Origin of the sequence: Candidatus Scalindua japonica (assembly GCF_002443295.1) — a bacterium.
Classification (GTDB): Bacteria; Planctomycetota; Brocadiia; order Brocadiales; family Scalinduaceae; genus Scalindua; species Scalindua japonica.
The window spans coordinates 1-16,632 of record NZ_BAOS01000047.1 but is presented as its reverse complement, the minus strand read 5'-3'; the positions used below and the strand labels follow the sequence as shown (position 1 = coordinate 16,632).

The window sequence follows — 16,632 nt, the reverse complement described above, 5'->3', positions numbered from 1 at the left end:
ATTATTTAAATAAGGTAATTAAGTTCCAACTAAAACCAACCGTAAATCCATCACATTTGTATTTGTGGGCCCGGTTATTAAGAGGTCATTTAAATTTTCAAAAAAAACATAAGAATTATTGTTGCATAAATAATTTGACGCATTCATACCTTTCTCTACAGCACGTTCCACCGTTTCTCCATCACAAATCGCACCTGCCGCATCTGTAGGACCATCGGTACCATCAGTGCCTCCGCTCAAGATCACTACCGATTCCAGGCCCGCAATGTCTATAGATGACGCGAGGCAAAATTCCTGATTTCTCCCACCCTTTCCCTTTCCATGAATCGCTACGGTAGTTTCTCCACCTGAAACCACACAGGCAGGAGCTGGAACAGGGTTTCCCGATTGTAAAATCTCTTTTGCGACGGCAGCATGTACCCTTGCCACATCTTTCGTTTCCCCTTCGACAAAAGAAGAAAGAATCATTGAATGGTAACCAATTTCCCTGGCTTTTTCAGCTCCAGCCATCACCGCCTGTATATTACTGCCTACGATAACATTTTGTGTTTTAGAAAAAATACTTTCTCCCGCTTTTGGAGTTTCCGGTATGTTTCCCTTTATTCCTTTTTCGAAGTGATTCCTAACGGTATCCGGAATTTTATTCCAAATTTTATATCGCTTCAATATCTCTAGTACATCACTGAATGTTGAGCTGTCCGGAACAGTAGGTCCTGAGGCAATAACATCCAGATAGCTGCCTATAACATCTGAAAGAATGAGTGTAATTAATGTTGCGGGATAGGTAAAACGGGCGAGTTGTCCACCCTTGAATCGGGACATGTGCTTACGCACTGCGTTTATTTCGTTTATGCTGGCGCCGCAGGCTAACAGTTCCTTCGTAACCTCCTGCTTTTCACTTAAAGAGATGCCTTGTACGGGTAGAGGAAGAAGCGCGGAACCTCCACCGGAAATGACACAGATAATCAAATCTCTTTCTTCTGCACTCTCTGCAAGCCTGACGATTTTCTCAGCCCCCTCGCGTCCCGCATCATCAGGCACGGGATGGTCTGCCTCATGTATCTTGATCTTTTCCAATCTTGCCGTATAACCGTATTTAACGTTAACAAAACCTTCTGTGATGTGATCACCAATCAGTTCTTCTATTGCGGCGGCCATAGAGGCCCCGGCTTTGCCACCACCGATAACATATATTTTGTCAAATTGATCAAGATCATATTTTCTCTTATCTACAATTAGGGTTTTGTTCTCCCGCTTAACATAACTTTTTACTGATACTTTGGGATCCACAGCTTTCAAACCTGCTTTGAAAATAGTACTGGCATCCTGCCTGAGTTTTAATATCGTCATGTAAACTCCTTTTTTTTTGATTTGTAACTGATAGTTTCATTCCTTGAGCGGTTTCTCAACCAGTAGCAAATCTTTCAAAACAGGCTGAGGTGATTTTGCTATCTTTTCCATAACAATTTTTTTTAAGTGATAATCGAATTAGAGTTCCTCTCAAATTGCAAAAAAAATCCATGATATAAATGCAAGAAAGAAAATTATTGTATGTCGATAGTAAAAAGTACCCCTTGAAAAAAAAGCAATACCAGTAAAGTAATTTTAAATTAGATTTTATTGATATGTATAGGAAATTCAATGTTGAAAACCCTTTGATTCCGCTCATGGTGACGTCATACTCCACCGCGGCGGAGAGGAGAGCGGAGTCGAAGGATAGTCTTTTGTCGTGATAGCTACCTAACCTGATCTTAGGCAATAAAAACCGCTTTTGTTCCCGTATGAATATTATAATATAAGAAACCTTAAGATGTAACTTTTTTCGATTTCACTTAATATATATTACTCGAAGTATAAAACTTACTATAATTCTTCCGATCTTTATCATACAAAAGTCATGCAAAAGTTATTGAAATTGTACATTTTTTATCTTACAATGTACAATTATTTGTATCAATATTCTTAATCATCTACTCAACTTCCCAAAAAATATTGAGATTCAATGATAAAGGCATCTTACACAGATTAAAATAATTCGTTAGTAAAGAATTCTGTGTTGCTACATCAATATACTATTTTTTTTTTACGATACTTATATTATCGACATTTTGTAGAGATAGGTGAAAAAATGGAAACAACAAAAAAATATCCAAGCGCCGTCCGAGATAATGTGTATGAATGGACGAAAAAGGTCAAGGATGTAAACATCCTCGTTGGTATTCCCTGTTATAACAATGAGGATACTATATCTCATGTAATATCAACTGCGGCGGAAGGATTAAAAAAATATTTTCCCGATAAGAAGTACGCACTCTTCGTTTCTGATGGCGGTTCTACAGATGACACACGAGAAGTTGCATATGCGGCTCCGGTACCCGAAGAGTTCCAGAGAAGGGTTGCTATATACCGTGGCTCACCGGGAAAGGGTACTTCATTCAGGGCTGTATTCGAACTGGCTATGCACCTGAAAGCTGATTGTTGTGTAGTGGTTGATTCGGATTTAAGAAGTATTACTCCCGAATGGATTAAATTACTTGCCGAACCGGTTCTTAATAAACATGCGGGATTTGTGGCGCCGTCTTATATCAGGCATAAAAATGACGGCACGATTACCAACAATATTATTTATCCGATTACCAGGGCTCTCTATGGACAGAGAATCAGGCAGCCAATAGGCGGCGACTTTGGTTTCAGCGGTGAATTAGCAGTACTCTATACCAAAGAGGATGTCTGGGATACCGACGTCGCCAGATTCGGTATAGACATATGGATGAGTACTACAGCAATAAATACTGGCCTTAAGATAGTGCAGGCACAACTTGGTACAAAGGTGCATGACGCGAAAGACCCGGCGGAGCACTTAGGTCCGATGTTCAGACAAGTTGTCAGCACGTTAATGTACCTTATGGGAAAATACGAAATAAACTGGAGAAACGTAAAAGGCAGCACTCCGGTTGAAACGATGGGTGAACCAGAGAAAATCGCAAAGATAGAACCCGTCTCGGTAAATTTTAATAAGCTTGAAATCGAATTATTAGAAGGTTTCTCTCACTTTGATCCACTCTACAAACAGATTATCGAACCGGAAAGTTACGAACAACTTGCTAAAAATGTTCGTAAATTGAAAAAAACGGGGAAATTAATCTTTCCAGCCGATTTGTGGGCGAAGATATTATACGATTTTGCCTTTACTTATCAGTCATGGAACCGCAATAGAAAAAGACTTATCGGTATTATGGTTCCCCTATATTTCGGCAGGACGGCAGCATATTGTCAAGAGGTTGCAGAATTAGACTCTGAACAGGCAGAACAGGTCGTAGAAAAGCAGGCACAGGTTTTTGAAGACACCAAGCCTTACTTGATCAAAAAATACGAGGCATGGGAATGATCTGGTAATGGAACCTTTAGCATGAACAGTAATCCATTTAAGAAAACAACCTGGTAAATGTCTCTTTCATAAAATTAAAAAAAAGGTATAAGAATGAATACTAAAAATGCGTCACTAACTGTTGGAAAAAGTAAGAAAAATTTAGAGTTTCCTGTTTATAAAGGTTCTGAAGGCCCTGAGGTAATCGACATAACATCATTGTATAAAGAGTCCGGTTTTTTTACCTATGATCCCGGTTTCATGTCAACTGCATCCTGTGAATCAAGTATAACATATGTTGATGGTGAAAAAGGTGTTCTGAGATATAGAGGTTATGATATTGCACAACTTGCCAGGAAAAGTAACTTTATGGAAGTTTGCTACTTATTATTACATGGGGAATTGCCGGCTAAAAAAGAATTTAACCTTTTTGTTTCAGAAATAAAGAACCGCTCTCTTGTTCATGAACAGCTGCAGTTTTTATACAGAGGTTTTCCACGGTTTTCACACCCTATGGCAATAATGTGTGGAGCATTTGCTTCTCTTTCAGCGTTTTATCATGACTCCTTGAATATTAATGATGAAGAACAGAGAAGGATAGCGGCACTAAGGATGATTGCAAAAACTCCCACACTTGCAGCGATGGCCTATAAATACTCGCGAGGAAAGCCATTTATATATCCAAAAAACGAACTTGATTATACCGCTAACTTTTTACATATGTTGTTTGCGGTACCATCTGAAGAGTATAAGGTTAATAAAGTTCTTGCAAAGGCAATGGATACGATTTTTATTTTACACGCTGATCATGAACAAAATGCTTCTACCTCTACGGTAAGACTCGCAGGCTCTTCCGGAGCAAACCCGTTTGCCTGTATCAGTGCAGGCATTGCTTCACTTTGGGGACCTGCTCATGGTGGCGCGAATGAAGCCGTAATCCATATGCTGGAGGAAATTGGTGATATAAAAAATATTCCAAAATTTATTAAAAGGGCTAAGGACAAGGATGATCCTTTTCGGCTTATGGGGTTTGGTCACAGGGTATATAAGAATTATGATCCAAGAGCCTCTGTGCTGAAGGATACCTGTCATGAGGTTCTCACCGAGCTTGACATGCAGAATAATTCATTACTGAAAATTGCTATGAAATTGGAAGATATCGCATTGACCGATAAATACTTTATTAAACGCAAACTGTATCCGAATGTGGACTTTTATTCAGGTATAATATACAAGGCAATGGGTATACCTTCAAATCTGTATACGGTTCTCTTTGCAATTGCAAGAACAGCCGGGTGGGTTGCCCAATGGAAAGAAATGATTGAAGATCCAAAACAAAAAATTGGACGTCCACGTCAACTGTATACAGGTCATAAACCAAGAAACTATGTTCCTGTCGGAAAGAGAAAATAGACTATATATTTTACAGAAGTGGCAAAACTCTCAGAATAGCTCAGTAGGACGAATCAGTTTTTGCGCATACTGCTTTAGATACCCGAACGCCTTTATCGGGTATCTAAAGGTAAGTTCATCCTGGATTCCCGCTAAAAGAATGCCTGCCCGAACAGGTACCCTTCCGTCTGGATTGCCGGGGCGGGCAGGCAGAAATGACATCCTTCCAGAAGGTCAGAAATATTCGTAATTTTGATTATCAGCGAATTACACAGAAAGATCATGTTTTTACTTATTATCAGCCAATTTCTTAATCAAAAGAAACGCCTCATCCGCTGTATCCACCAAACTATAAATATCCATATCTTCTTTGTTTATAGCATTATTCTTTTTAAATACCTGATTCTTTATCCAGTTTAAAAGTGGTGTCCAATACTCCCTGTTTACCAGAATAATTGGGATCCGTTTACTCTTTTTTGTCTGAATCAGTGTTAACAATTCAAAAAGTTCATCGAGAGTTCCAAAGCCGCCAGGGAAAAAAATATATACTTCGGAAGCAAACGATAACATCAGCTTACGGACAAAGAAGTAACTAAAGCCAATGGTTTCCCGGACATAAGGATTTACCTGTTGTTCGGCAGGCAATTGTATATTGATTCCAACAGACTTTCCTCCGGCTTTGTGCGCCCCTCTATTGGCAGCCTCCATAATTCCCGGCCCGCCCCCCGTAATAACTGCGAAACCCAATTTGGCCAGTTTGTATCCAAGTGTTTGTGCTTCTTTGTAAATTTCATCTTTGAATCCACGGCGGGCACTGCCAAAAATGCTTACCGCTAAATCATAATTGTTCAAAAAATCATAACCACTGACAAATTCACCCATAATCTTAAAAACCCGCCAGGATGATATCTTTTCATCTTTGTCATCAATCACCTTCGTGATTCTCTGTCCAGGAGTAATTGAGATTTCATTTGTGCTCATTTTAATGTTCTTCTGTTTTTTTACCGACATAGTTTTTTCTCTGTTATTCTGTTTCAAAAATAATAATCTATACACAACTGCTTTATCAGATCATGCAATACGCCACGTTATATTTGACTGATAATGACCAGGATGGCTTCTCCATCTCTGCTCGCACTATTCTCATTATGAGAACAGTGCGTATATCGTCATCAAATATCAGGATGCACATTTATCTGATACCGTCGAAGTAGTAAAATAATTCCCTTTCATGACCTTATAAAACAGCAATGATTAAATATTTGAATTGGCAAAATCCCAATTTAAGAGATTTTCTATAATACTTGTAACATAATCAGGCCTCCGGTTCTGATAATCCAGATAGTACGCGTGTTCCCATACATCCAGGTTAAGCACAGGTTTCAATCCGTGTGCCAGAGGAGTATCGGCATTGAAAGTTTTCATTACTTCAAGTTTTCCGTTTTTGTTCTCAATCAGCCATGCCCAGCCGCTTCCAAACTGACCCACTGCAGCAGTTTGAAGAGTTTCAACAAATTTATCGTATCCGCCCAGGTCGTCATTTATCCTTTCAGCTATTTTACCTGATGGTTTTCCGCCCGCTTCCGGCTTAATACTGTTCCAGTAAAAAGTATGGTTCCAGACCTGTGCAGCATTGTTGAACAGCCCCACCTGTGCAGGATCACCTGCAGTACCCTTTATGATCTCTTCCAGAGTCTTGTCTTTTAACGCATGATTCTCCAGCAATTTATTGGTATTTACAACATATGCGTTATGATGTTTTCCATAATGGAAATCCAGCGTCTTTGAACTGATATGCGGTTCTAATGCGTCTTTAGCAAATGGTAATTCGGGTAATGCAATCATGTTAATATTCCTCCGTTTCTTTAGATAAAATTATAACTTATATGTGACAAATGTTAATTTAAAACAAGGTTATACCGTCATCTCCTCCATACAAAATGGCGCGTAGGCGTCAACATGCAACTGTTTTTTAATCGTTTCGGCAAAACCAACTGCTGTTTCCTCTTCACCATGCATTACAAAGATACGCTCAGGCTTCTTTTTAAAATTACTGAGCCAGTCGATAAGTCCTTCCTGGTCTGCGTGGGCAGAAAAACCACCAATGGTATAAATTTTCGCCTTTACCGAAATCTCCTCTCCAAAAATTTTCACTTCTTCTGCCCCCTCTATTATCCTTCTTCCTAAAGTACCCTGAGCCTGATACCCCACGAATATGACGCTGCATTCCGGACGCCACAAATTATGCTTTAAATGATGACGTATCCTTCCGGCGTTACACATACCACTCGCAGAAATAATAATTGCCCCTGACTTTGTTTTATTGATTTGCCTTGATTCATCCGCAGTCTCAGTAAACACTAAGAAAAGTCCTCTTCCGGAAAGTTTTCCCTCCCTGACAAGTTCCAGGGTTTCTTCATCAAAGCATTCCGGATGATTTAAGGTTATGTTGGTCGCCTGAATTGCCATAGGACTATCAACAAAGACTTTGAGATTGTTGAGTTTTCCTTCTTTCGTTAATTGTTTCAGTATATAGAGAATATTCTGAGTTCTTCCAACCGCAAAGGCTGGGATGATCACATTCCCCCCTCGTTTTAATGCTTCTGACACTGCGATTCTGAACTCTTCTTCTGTTTCATCAATACTTTTGTGCTTTCTGTTCCCATATGTAGATTCAGTAAATACATAATCTGCTTCCTCTATGGGTGTAGGGTCTTTGACAATCGGAAGATCCTTCTGTCCGATGTCTCCGGAGAAAACGAGTTTTTTTTCTTCATTCTCTTCCTTTATCCATAATTCAAGACTCGCAGATCCCAGAATATGACCGGCATCCTGAAATCTTACTTTAACACTATTCTCTAAATCCACTATTTCATTGTAATCAACCCCTTGAAAAAATTGAAGGCTGTAAGTGGCATCATCCGTCGTATATAATGGTTGCAGGAGATGCTTCCCCGCCCTCATCCGTTTTTTGTTTTCCCATTCCGCCTCACGCTCATGTATGTGCGCTGAATCGAGGAGCATGACATTGCACAGTTCAACAGTTGCTTTTGTCGTGAGTATTTTCCCCTGAAAACCTTCCTTTACCAGCTTTGGAATTAGTCCTGTATGATCCAGGTGGGCATGGGTCAACAAGAGATAGTCTACTTCAGATGGTTTGAACGGGAATGGCTCCGCATTCTTCTGTTCATGCTCCCTGGTTCCCTGGAACAGCCCACAATCAATAAGGAGATGTGTTTTTTTTGTCTGGATATGGAAACATGAACCGGTAACGATTCTTGTTGCACCAACAAAGGTAATTTTCATAATTTAATCCTCAATTTATCTGGATAATCAATAATAACACTGATTGTTGTATAGATTGCGAAAAACGCTTTATTGAGAAATGATACCATTTGTCCAATACCATCAAAAGAAAAAACTTTTTTACTTTTATCTTAATGTTTTTTCTGGTAACTTTAACGCATATTTCAAATTTTTTATTCTGGACATTTGAGTTTTCATCAGAGTGTGTTTTCAGAGACTTACTTAGAATAAATTACTCATTCGTGTTAGATTCTTCATTCCGCATCACTACATTCAGAATGACAGTTCTGGATGTCATTCTGAGTGTATTGCCAGAGGTAGATTTGTCTCTGGTGTAAATTTTAATTTTGAAATTTCTATACGTTTAATTATCTGACTTACGATTTTAAATACTATGAATAAAGTACCTTTTAATACATCCTGGCATGCATCGGAAATAACTGATGTTTTAGAACAGATTGAAAGTGAGCCCGAGGGGCTAACGATTGAAGAGGCAGAAAAGCGGCTGTCCCGATATGGTAAAAACAAGTTACGTCCGCCCAAAAAACAGAGTCCTGTCATTCGATTTCTATTACAGTTCCATAATGTACTCATTTATGTTCTGCTTGCCGCCGGCATAATAACAGCACTCCTCAGCCACTGGGTAGATGCGGGTGTGATTTTCGGCGTAATAATTGTAAATGCGCTTATTGGTTTTATACAGGAAGGTAAAGCAGAAAAAGCATTGGATGCGATACGATCCATACTTTCCCAGCAGGCATTTGTTCTTCGCGATGGTAAAAAAGTCATGATTCCTGCAGACGGTGTTGTTCCTGGTGATATCGTTTTTTTACAATCCGGAGATAAGGTTCCCGCAGACATTCGTTTGATTAAGACCAAAGAGTTGCGCATTGATGAAGCAGCGCTTACAGGAGAATCAATGCCGGTAGATAAAACAGTGGTACCGGTGATAGAAACTGCCGTAATAGGAGACAGGAAATGTATGGCTTTTTCCGCAACGTTTGTAACATATGGCCAGGGAACAGGCGTTGTGGTATCCACAGGTGATGATACAGAGATTGGACGTATCAATATGATGCTGTCCAACGTTAAGCCGCTTACCACACGGTTGCTCAGGCAGATTGCGGAATTCGGCTATCTGCTGACCATGGCAATCGGAGCAATGGCAATATTTACTTTTGTTTTTGGTATTATGGTACGGCAATACAAGTTTGGAGAGATGTTTCTTGCGGCTGTCGGTATGGCAGTGGCGGCAATACCTGAAGGTCTGCCTGCAATAATTACGATTACTCTGGCAATCGGGGTCAAGGGCATGGCAACTCGAAATGCCATCATTCGCCGTCTTCCTGCAGTTGAAACTCTCGGATCTGTGACGGTAATATGTTCTGATAAAACAGGCACTCTTACGCGCAACGAGATGACTGTTCAGACTATAGCCACTGTGAGTCATCTTTTCGACGTGAGCGGAGTGGGCTATGAACCACACGGTGAATTTTCCCTTGATGGCAAAAACATTACATTAACAGAGCATCCAACACTGAGAGAGTTGGCACAGGCCGCGTTGCTCTGCAATGATGCGGAACTCCATGCCGTTGAAAATCAATGGCAGATGCATGGTGATCCTACTGAGGGAGCGCTTGTGTCTATGGGAATAAAGGCTGGAATGGAACATGCAAACCTGAAAGAAATGTATCCGAGAACAGATGTGATTCCTTTTGAATCGGAACACCGTTTCATGGCGACTCTGCATCATGACCATTCCGGACATGGGTTTATTTATGTTAAGGGAGCGCCGGAAAAAGTTCTCATGATGTGCGACAAACAACGCTCTTCAGGAGTTAATGAGCCGATTAATATCAAATATTGGAACAACCATATCGAAGAAATAGCAGGCAGAGGACAGCGGGTTCTCGCAATAGCTTCCATGCCGACTGATGTTAATCACCGAACTCTTCAGTTTTCTGATGTGAATGGAGGTCTTAGTATTCTTGGTTTTATTGGTATAATTGACCCTCCAAGAACCGAAGCAATCAAAGCTGTACAGCTCTGTAAATCAGCGGGAATCAGGGTAAAGATGATTACGGGAGACCATATATCTACAGCACGCTCTATTGGTGCAAAAATTGGAATCGGAGATGGAAAGACGGCAATATCAGGAACCGAGCTGGATGTGATGGATGACAACCAGTTCCGTCTCGCTGTTCAGAAAGCAGATATATTCGCACGGGTAAGTCCTGAACACAAATTAAAGCTTGTACAATCACTACAGGCAAATGGAGAAGTCGTTGCAATGACTGGTGATGGGGTAAATGACGCACCTGCTCTCAAGCGAGCCGATGTAGGGATTGCCATGGGTATTAAAGGTACCGATGTTGCGAAGGAGTCGGCTGAGATGGTACTGACTGACGACAATTTCGCATCTATTACTAATGCTGTCGAACAAGGGCGCACGGTGTATAGCAATATCAAGAAGTCTATTACCTTTATCCTTCCGACCAATGGAGGTGAGGCGGGGATTATCATAGCAGCTGTTTTGACAGGCCGTCTTCTCCCGATTACGCCTGTTCAAATACTCTGGGTAAACATGATTACTGCAGTTACCCTGGCGTTGTCACTTGCATTTGAGCCTCCTGAGGCGAAGATAATGCAGCAATCGCCTCGAAATCCTAAAGAACCAATCCTCTCTCCGTTTTTAATCTGGAGAATTCTTTTTGTATCAGCAATAATGGTTATGGGCACCTTTGGCCTTTTTTTATGGGACAGGCTTCATAACGTGTCTATAGAATACGCCCGTACGGTATCGGTAAATACCCTGGTAATGTTTGAAATATTTTATCTGCTGAATACACGGTTTTTAAGAACCAGTGTTTTCACCAGAAAAGGATTCACAGGAAATCGTTATATTTATATCGCTATTGGCGCGGTAATTATCGCACAACTCTTTTTTACCTATACACCATTTATGCAACATCTCTTCGGAGTGAAAGGCCTCAAGCCGGTTGAGTGGATTTACATAACAATAATTACCTTTTCTGTATTCGTGCTGGTAGAGATTGAAAAACTCATATTGCAGAAAAGGGAACGACGCAAAAAGAAGATACCTGAACAATTGTTAAAATGAGAGTTACTTCATAGTCATCCAGAGAGAAAGCACTACTCCCTCCCAACTAATGGCTGGAATGGAATAGAATCTAAATTTTAAAAAGGAGTGTCCCATGAAGGAACCACTTTCTCATGATCAGTTAAATCTTATCCATGCATACTGGCGTGCGGCGAATTATCTTTCCGTTGGCCAAATCTATCTTTATGACAACCCTTTGTTAAAAGAACCTCTTAAACAGGAACATGTCAAACCCAGACTTCTGGGACACTGGGGCACAACTCCAGGACTTAATTTTATCTATGTCCATCTGAACCGTATAATCAGGGAACAGGATTTGAGTATGATCTATATTGCGGGGCCAGGTCACGGCGGCCCCGCTATGGTTGCAAATACCTATCTTGAAGGCACGTACAGCGAAAACTATCCCAACATTTCACAGGATGAGGATGGTATGAAGAAACTCTTTAAACAGTTTTCCTTCCCGGGTGGAATTTCCAGTCACGTGGCGCCGGAAACGCCCGGTTCTATTCATGAAGGGGGAGAACTTGGTTATGCCCTTTCCCATGCATTCGGAGCAGCTTTTGATAACCCAGGCCTGATCGTTGCATGTGTTGTCGGTGACGGTGAAGCGGAGACCGGTCCTCTCGCCACTGCCTGGCATTCAAACAAGTTCCTCAACCCCGCTCAGGACGGTGCTGTACTGCCTATTCTGCACTTGAACGGTTATAAAATAGCGAATCCGACGATCCTTGCGAGGATCGGAAAGGAAGAGCTTGAAAACCTGTTTATCGGATACGGGTATAAACCATACTTTGTCGAAGGTTCCGAACCGGAGGCGATGCATGAGTTGATGGCTTCAACCATGGATAATATTATTGATGATATAAAGTCGATCCAGGCCCATGCCCGTTCAAATGGTGTCATGAAAAGGCCCCATTGGCCGATGATCATACTGCGATCACCCAAAGGCTGGACAGGGCCAAAAGAAGTGGACGGAAAAAAGACAGAGGATTTCTGGAGATCACATCAGGTCCCTTTTTCTGAAATGATCAACAGGCCGGATCATGTAAAACTCCTTGAAGAGTGGATGAATAGTTATAGACCTGAAGAACTCTTTGACGAAAACGGACAACTCAGACCAGAACTTGCAGAGCTGGCTCCCCGTGGCGAAAGACGCATGGGCGCTAATCCTCATGCCAACGGAGGGCTTCTACTCAAAAGCCTGAAAATGCCTGACTTCAGGGACCATGCTGTGGAAGTGCCTGAGCCGGGCCAGGTTATGGCGGAGGCCACACGGATCATGGGCCGCTTTTTAAGGGACATTATGAAACGCAACATGCAGGACAGGAATTTCAGGATCTTCGGCCCGGATGAGACGGCATCTAACCGGCTTGGAGATGTTTTTGATGTAACAGACCGTACATGGATGGAAAGGACCATACCGGAAGATGACCACCTTGCTCCTGACGGCCGGGTTATGGAAATACTCAGTGAACATACTTGCCAGGGCTGGCTTGAAGGTTATCTGCTTACCGGACGTCATGGCCTGTTCTCCTGCTACGAAGCATTTATCCACATTGTAGACTCCATGTTTAACCAGCATGCCAAGTGGCTTAAAGTAACTTCAAAAGAGATCCCCTGGCGGCGCCCGATCGCGTCACTCAATTATCTTTTAACTTCACATGTCTGGCGTCAGGACCATAATGGATTCAGCCATCAAGACCCTGGCTTTATCGATCATGTCTGTAACAAGAAAGCGGATACCATTCGCGTATACCTTCCTCCTGATGCAAATACCTTATTATATATAACAGACAAATGCCTGCGTAGCCGTGATTTTATCAACGTGATTGTAGCGGGAAAACAACCGCAGCAGCAGTGGCTTGAGATGGATGCCGCGATCAAACATTGTACTTATGGAATCGGTATCTGGGAATGGGCGAGCAATGACAGGGGAAGTGAGCCGGATGTGGTAATGGCATGTGCCGGTGACATACCTACTCTGGAAACTCTTGCTGCCGTTGATCTGCTCCGTCAGCAAGTGCCTGACTTGAAAATACGGGTAATTAATGTTGTAGACCTCATGACTCTTCAACCGAAAGAAGAACATCCCCATGGACTATCAGACAAGAATTTTGATGTACTATTTACCACGGATAAACCTATTATCTTTGCATATCACGGATACCCATGGCTCATTCACCGATTAACTTACCGGCGGACAAATCACAAGAACCTCCATGTCAGAGGGTATAAGGAGGAAGGCACAACTTCAACTCCGTTTGACATGGTTGTTCGCAATGACCTTGATCGTTTCCACCTTGTGGCGGACGTGATCGATCGAGTCCCGAAACTTGGATATATCGCAGCATACACAAAACAGCTGATCCGGGATAAAATAATCGAGCATAAACAATACATTGCGAAATATGGTATAGATATGCCGGAAATCCGAGATTGGAAATGGACGTGGAACGAGGAATCATGAAAATTCAAATAATTTAAAAAAAAGGAATTAAAAACATGAAGAACAAGAAAAAAATATTTACTATTACTGTCGCAGTATTCATCATGCTGTCTGTCACTTCAACCTGCTTATGGGCCGGAGAAGCGGGAGATCTCGTTATGACGACTATTGACAACGGCTTAAGAACTCTGAAAGACCCCGCGCTTACGGGAAAGGATAAGACTCTGGAACGCAGGAAAAGATTATGGGAGGAGATCGGGTCTATCTTTTATATGGAAGAGATGGCGAAAAGAGCTCTCGGCCAGTACTGGAAAGAGCGTACCCCTGAAGAAAGAAAGGAGTATGTGGAATTATTTACTGTGCTTGTTAAAAACACGTATTTAAAGAATACAGATACGTATTCCGGAGAAAAGGTAGTACTTTTAAAAGAGAGCCATGACGAAGAATACTACAAAGTTCAGACCAGATTTATTACAAGCACAGCAAAAGAGATCGCCGTTGACTTCAGCCTGATAAACAACAACGGAAAATTGCAGATTTATGATGTTAATATTGAAGGAGTCAGTCTCGTAAACAATTACCGAAGTCAATTTAACAGTATCCTGTTAAAGTCACCTTTCAAGGCGCTGATTCAAACGATGAGGGAGAAAACCCTCAAGAGTTAAATGCTTGAAGTCAGACCTTCGGCAAAACTTTCGATTATTCTGTAGGGGCAATTCATGAATTGCCCCTACAAGATTGAAATTCTTCATACGGCAATATATTACATTATTCACAGATTGAAAAAGTCCTCTAATGCCTAGCATTGAATTAACGGTATTGGAGATAACCATGGTAAAATGCCTTTTGGAGACTCCATAAGATTCATCTCTTTAAAGTAAATTAAATCAAAAACTTTTGAAACAACACGGCAAAGCTTAAAAACGCGAAAAAGCCAACTACATCAGTAACTGTTGTTAAAATAATGCTTGAGGATTGAGCAGGGTCAGCGCCAAGCTTTTTCATGGCAATGGGAATGGCTGCTCCTGACAAACCGGCTGCAATCAGATTTACGATCATTCCCATGCCGATAACAATGCCAAGATAGGGATTACCCCGCCAGAGCCATGCTATCAATCCCGTAACGATTCCTGTGACGATACCATTAATAGATCCCACCACACCTTCCTTGATGATCAGTTTTTTAAATCTTCCTTTAGGAATTTCCCGCATTACCAGACCTCTCATTACCACCGCGAGGGTCTGCGCCCCCGCGTTGCCACCCTGGCCAGCCACAACGGGGAGAAAGATCGCCAGCGCAGTAATCTGGTGAATAGTATTTTCAAATAAAGCCACAACTCCAGCAGCCGCAAACGCGGTAACCAGATTTACATGAAGCCATGGTAACCGTTTACGAAGAGAAAACCACATCGATGAAAATGTTCGCTCATCAGCGCTTACACCAACCATTTTTTGTATATCTCCTGCGACATTCTCCTGACCCTGACCGATCAGCCTTTCAGCCCTTATAATTCCCAGCATACGGTTCTGGCTGTCAACAACCGGGGCGTTAGAATATCTGTGCTGTTTCAGCTCGTCAACTATCTTTTCACGCTCGGTAAAACAATCCACTGTATAAATATTCCTTTTCATGATTGACTCTAAACTGTTCTCTCTGGGAGCCTGGATAAGACTATACATGCTCAGTACCCCTACTAATTTATGCTCATCATCCACTACATAGGTGTAAGAAGAAACACTCCTTCCTGTCATCGCCCTTATCTTGTTGATAGCGTCTTTAACCTTCATATGAAAGTGAAAGGCGATATATTCCTTTGACATGAGACGCCCGGCACTATCCTCCGGAAAGGTTAAAAGCTCCAGGATGTGCCGCTTGCTTTTTTCAGGAGTTTTGTCTAGAAAATTTTTTCTAATTTCTTCTGGAAGGCCCAGGATGATATCACTGATTTTCTGAGGATCAAGATTACTGATAATTTCATCAAAATGATCAGCAGGAAGCTTTGTTAACAGTGAGGCCAGATAATTCGGCTGCAAACCAGAGATTACTTTTATGGAAAGTTTAGGTGGAAGCGTCGTTAATACATCAACCGCCTGCGATTCTTCGACTTCACCCAAAATTCGTGCCGCAGTACGATAGTCATTCTCAACAAATTTTTTCATGACAATGAGCAGGTTTTCACGGGTTGGCATTTAACACTCCTCTTGAAATATTAAAAAATTAAGGAAAGATATTGCCGCATACTCATAATAACAAATGCCATCCAATGTGTCTATCTGCTATTCATTTCAATGTACTATTTTCTTAACTTATTGACAATCAATGAAAGATTAGTTAACGTACTTTTGTGAAATGACTGGTATCGATTGAACATTCAAAGGTATGTAATAATCCTTTATATCATTTTTTAATTTAACAAAGTTATTCTTGTTGGAGTAGATTCCAACCACAATATTCTTTTAAGGAGCAGAAATATGATGATAAAGAAAATGTCAATAATAGTACTGATATGTTTTTTTAGTTTTTTGCCAATTGCAAATTTTGCAGCCGCAGATCAACCAGGAAAGCCAGAAGTAGCTGAAAAACAACATAAGGAACAGAAAGAGGAAGTTCTCAAAGCGGTACATAAAACTGAAAAACTTGAGAAAAAGAAAGAAGAAGCCTCAAAGACTGAAAAGGTGACTCAGAAGATCGAACAAAAGAGTGAAGAGGCTGGTCTCAAGGCTGTTCATAAGGTAGAGAAACTTGAGCAGAAGGCGGAAAAGGAAGTTCTCAAAGCGGTACATAAAATTGAAAAACTTGAGAAAAAGAAAGAAGAAGCCTCAAAGACTGAAAAGGTGACTCAGAAGATCGAACAAAAGAAAGAAGAGGCTGGTCTCAAGGCTGCTCATAAGGTAGAGAAACTTGAGCAGAAGGCGGAAAAGGAAGTTCTCAAAGCGGTACATAAAACTGAAAAACTTGAGAAAAAGAAAGAAGAAGCCTCAAAGACTGAAAAGGTG

General features: G+C 41.2%; 11 protein-coding genes and 1 pseudogene. 6 read left to right on the top strand and 6 right to left on the bottom strand.

Going from position 1 to position 16,632, the window contains the following annotated elements; genetic code table 11:
- Positions 1-18: 18 nt before the first annotated feature.
- A complete protein-coding gene (locus SCALIN_RS21230; protein WP_096896437.1) occupies positions 19-1,350 on the bottom strand; it encodes a glycerate kinase type-2 family protein in 1,332 nt (443 codons plus the stop codon).
- Between the two features lie 778 nt (positions 1,351-2,128).
- On the opposite strand from SCALIN_RS21230, the gene SCALIN_RS21225 reads away from it, so the two are divergent.
- Both SCALIN_RS21225 and SCALIN_RS21220 read left to right on the top strand, forming a co-directional pair.
- The gene (locus SCALIN_RS21225; RefSeq protein ID WP_096896436.1) at positions 2,129-3,388 is read left to right on the top strand and encodes a glycosyltransferase; all 1,260 of its coding nucleotides are present in this window, start codon (positions 2,129-2,131) and stop codon (positions 3,386-3,388) included.
- 93 nt (positions 3,389-3,481) lie between these two features.
- Positions 3,482-4,780 (top strand): citrate synthase, encoded by a 1,299-nt coding sequence (locus tag SCALIN_RS21220; protein WP_096896435.1) that lies wholly within the window; start codon positions 3,482-3,484, stop codon positions 4,778-4,780.
- Positions 4,781-4,810: 30 nt separating this feature from the next.
- Here the strand turns inward: SCALIN_RS21220 and SCALIN_RS22485 are convergent, their stop codons facing one another.
- The 4 genes from SCALIN_RS22485 to SCALIN_RS21205 all read right to left on the bottom strand — a co-directional run bounded on the left by SCALIN_RS22485 (position 4,811) and on the right by SCALIN_RS21205 (position 8,065).
- On the bottom strand, positions 4,811-4,981 hold the full coding sequence (locus tag SCALIN_RS22485) for a hypothetical protein (protein WP_162532460.1): 171 nt from the start codon (positions 4,979-4,981) through the stop codon (positions 4,811-4,813).
- A 66-nt stretch (positions 4,982-5,047) separates the two neighbouring features.
- Positions 5,048-5,740, bottom strand: a complete 693-nt coding sequence (locus SCALIN_RS21215) for an LOG family protein (RefSeq protein WP_230406678.1) — start codon at positions 5,738-5,740, stop codon at positions 5,048-5,050.
- Between the two features lie 273 nt (positions 5,741-6,013).
- Positions 6,014-6,604 (bottom strand): superoxide dismutase, encoded by a 591-nt coding sequence (locus SCALIN_RS21210; RefSeq protein ID WP_096896433.1) that lies wholly within the window; start codon positions 6,602-6,604, stop codon positions 6,014-6,016.
- Between the two features lie 69 nt (positions 6,605-6,673).
- A complete protein-coding gene (locus SCALIN_RS21205) occupies positions 6,674-8,065 on the bottom strand; it encodes an MBL fold metallo-hydrolase RNA specificity domain-containing protein (protein ID WP_096896432.1) in 1,392 nt (463 codons plus the stop codon).
- A gap of 394 nt (positions 8,066-8,459) precedes the next feature.
- On the opposite strand from SCALIN_RS21205, the gene SCALIN_RS21200 reads away from it, so the two are divergent.
- The 3 genes from SCALIN_RS21200 (at position 8,460) to SCALIN_RS21190 (ending at position 14,300) form a co-directional block, all read left to right on the top strand.
- Positions 8,460-11,186, top strand: a complete 2,727-nt coding sequence (locus tag SCALIN_RS21200) for a cation-transporting P-type ATPase (protein ID WP_096896431.1) — start codon at positions 8,460-8,462, stop codon at positions 11,184-11,186.
- A gap of 94 nt (positions 11,187-11,280) precedes the next feature.
- Complete coding sequence (locus tag SCALIN_RS21195; protein WP_096896430.1) at positions 11,281-13,656, top strand: phosphoketolase family protein; 2,376 nt, start codon at positions 11,281-11,283, stop codon at positions 13,654-13,656.
- A 35-nt stretch (positions 13,657-13,691) separates the two neighbouring features.
- On the top strand, positions 13,692-14,300 hold the full coding sequence (locus tag SCALIN_RS21190; protein WP_096896429.1) for an MlaC/ttg2D family ABC transporter substrate-binding protein: 609 nt from the start codon (positions 13,692-13,694) through the stop codon (positions 14,298-14,300).
- Between the two features lie 217 nt (positions 14,301-14,517).
- On the opposite strand, the gene mgtE is transcribed toward SCALIN_RS21190, so the two are convergent.
- Positions 14,518-15,825: a magnesium transporter gene (mgtE, locus tag SCALIN_RS21185; RefSeq protein WP_096896428.1), complete on the bottom strand. Its 1,308-nt coding sequence runs from the start codon at positions 15,823-15,825 to the stop codon at positions 14,518-14,520.
- Positions 15,826-16,107: 282 nt separating this feature from the next.
- Here mgtE and SCALIN_RS21180 point away from each other — a divergent pair.
- Positions 16,108-16,632, top strand: a pseudogene (locus SCALIN_RS21180) (hypothetical protein); the annotation flags it as partial.

Coding starts and splice junctions, on each gene's coding strand:
- SCALIN_RS21230 (WP_096896437.1), bottom strand. CDS start 1,350: ATGACGATATTAAAACTCAGGCAGGATGCCAGTACTATTTTCAAAGCA.
- SCALIN_RS21225 (WP_096896436.1), top strand. CDS start 2,129: ATGGAAACAACAAAAAAATATCCAAGCGCCGTCCGAGATAATGTGTAT.
- SCALIN_RS21220 (WP_096896435.1), top strand. CDS start 3,482: ATGAATACTAAAAATGCGTCACTAACTGTTGGAAAAAGTAAGAAAAAT.
- SCALIN_RS22485 (WP_162532460.1), bottom strand. CDS start 4,981: ATGTCATTTCTGCCTGCCCGCCCCGGCAATCCAGACGGAAGGGTACCT.
- SCALIN_RS21215 (WP_230406678.1), bottom strand. CDS start 5,740: ATGAGCACAAATGAAATCTCAATTACTCCTGGACAGAGAATCACGAAG.
- SCALIN_RS21210 (WP_096896433.1), bottom strand. CDS start 6,604: ATGATTGCATTACCCGAATTACCATTTGCTAAAGACGCATTAGAACCG.
- SCALIN_RS21205 (WP_096896432.1), bottom strand. CDS start 8,065: ATGAAAATTACCTTTGTTGGTGCAACAAGAATCGTTACCGGTTCATGT.
- SCALIN_RS21200 (WP_096896431.1), top strand. CDS start 8,460: ATGAATAAAGTACCTTTTAATACATCCTGGCATGCATCGGAAATAACT.
- SCALIN_RS21195 (WP_096896430.1), top strand. CDS start 11,281: ATGAAGGAACCACTTTCTCATGATCAGTTAAATCTTATCCATGCATAC.
- SCALIN_RS21190 (WP_096896429.1), top strand. CDS start 13,692: ATGAAGAACAAGAAAAAAATATTTACTATTACTGTCGCAGTATTCATC.
- mgtE (WP_096896428.1), bottom strand. CDS start 15,825: ATGCCAACCCGTGAAAACCTGCTCATTGTCATGAAAAAATTTGTTGAG.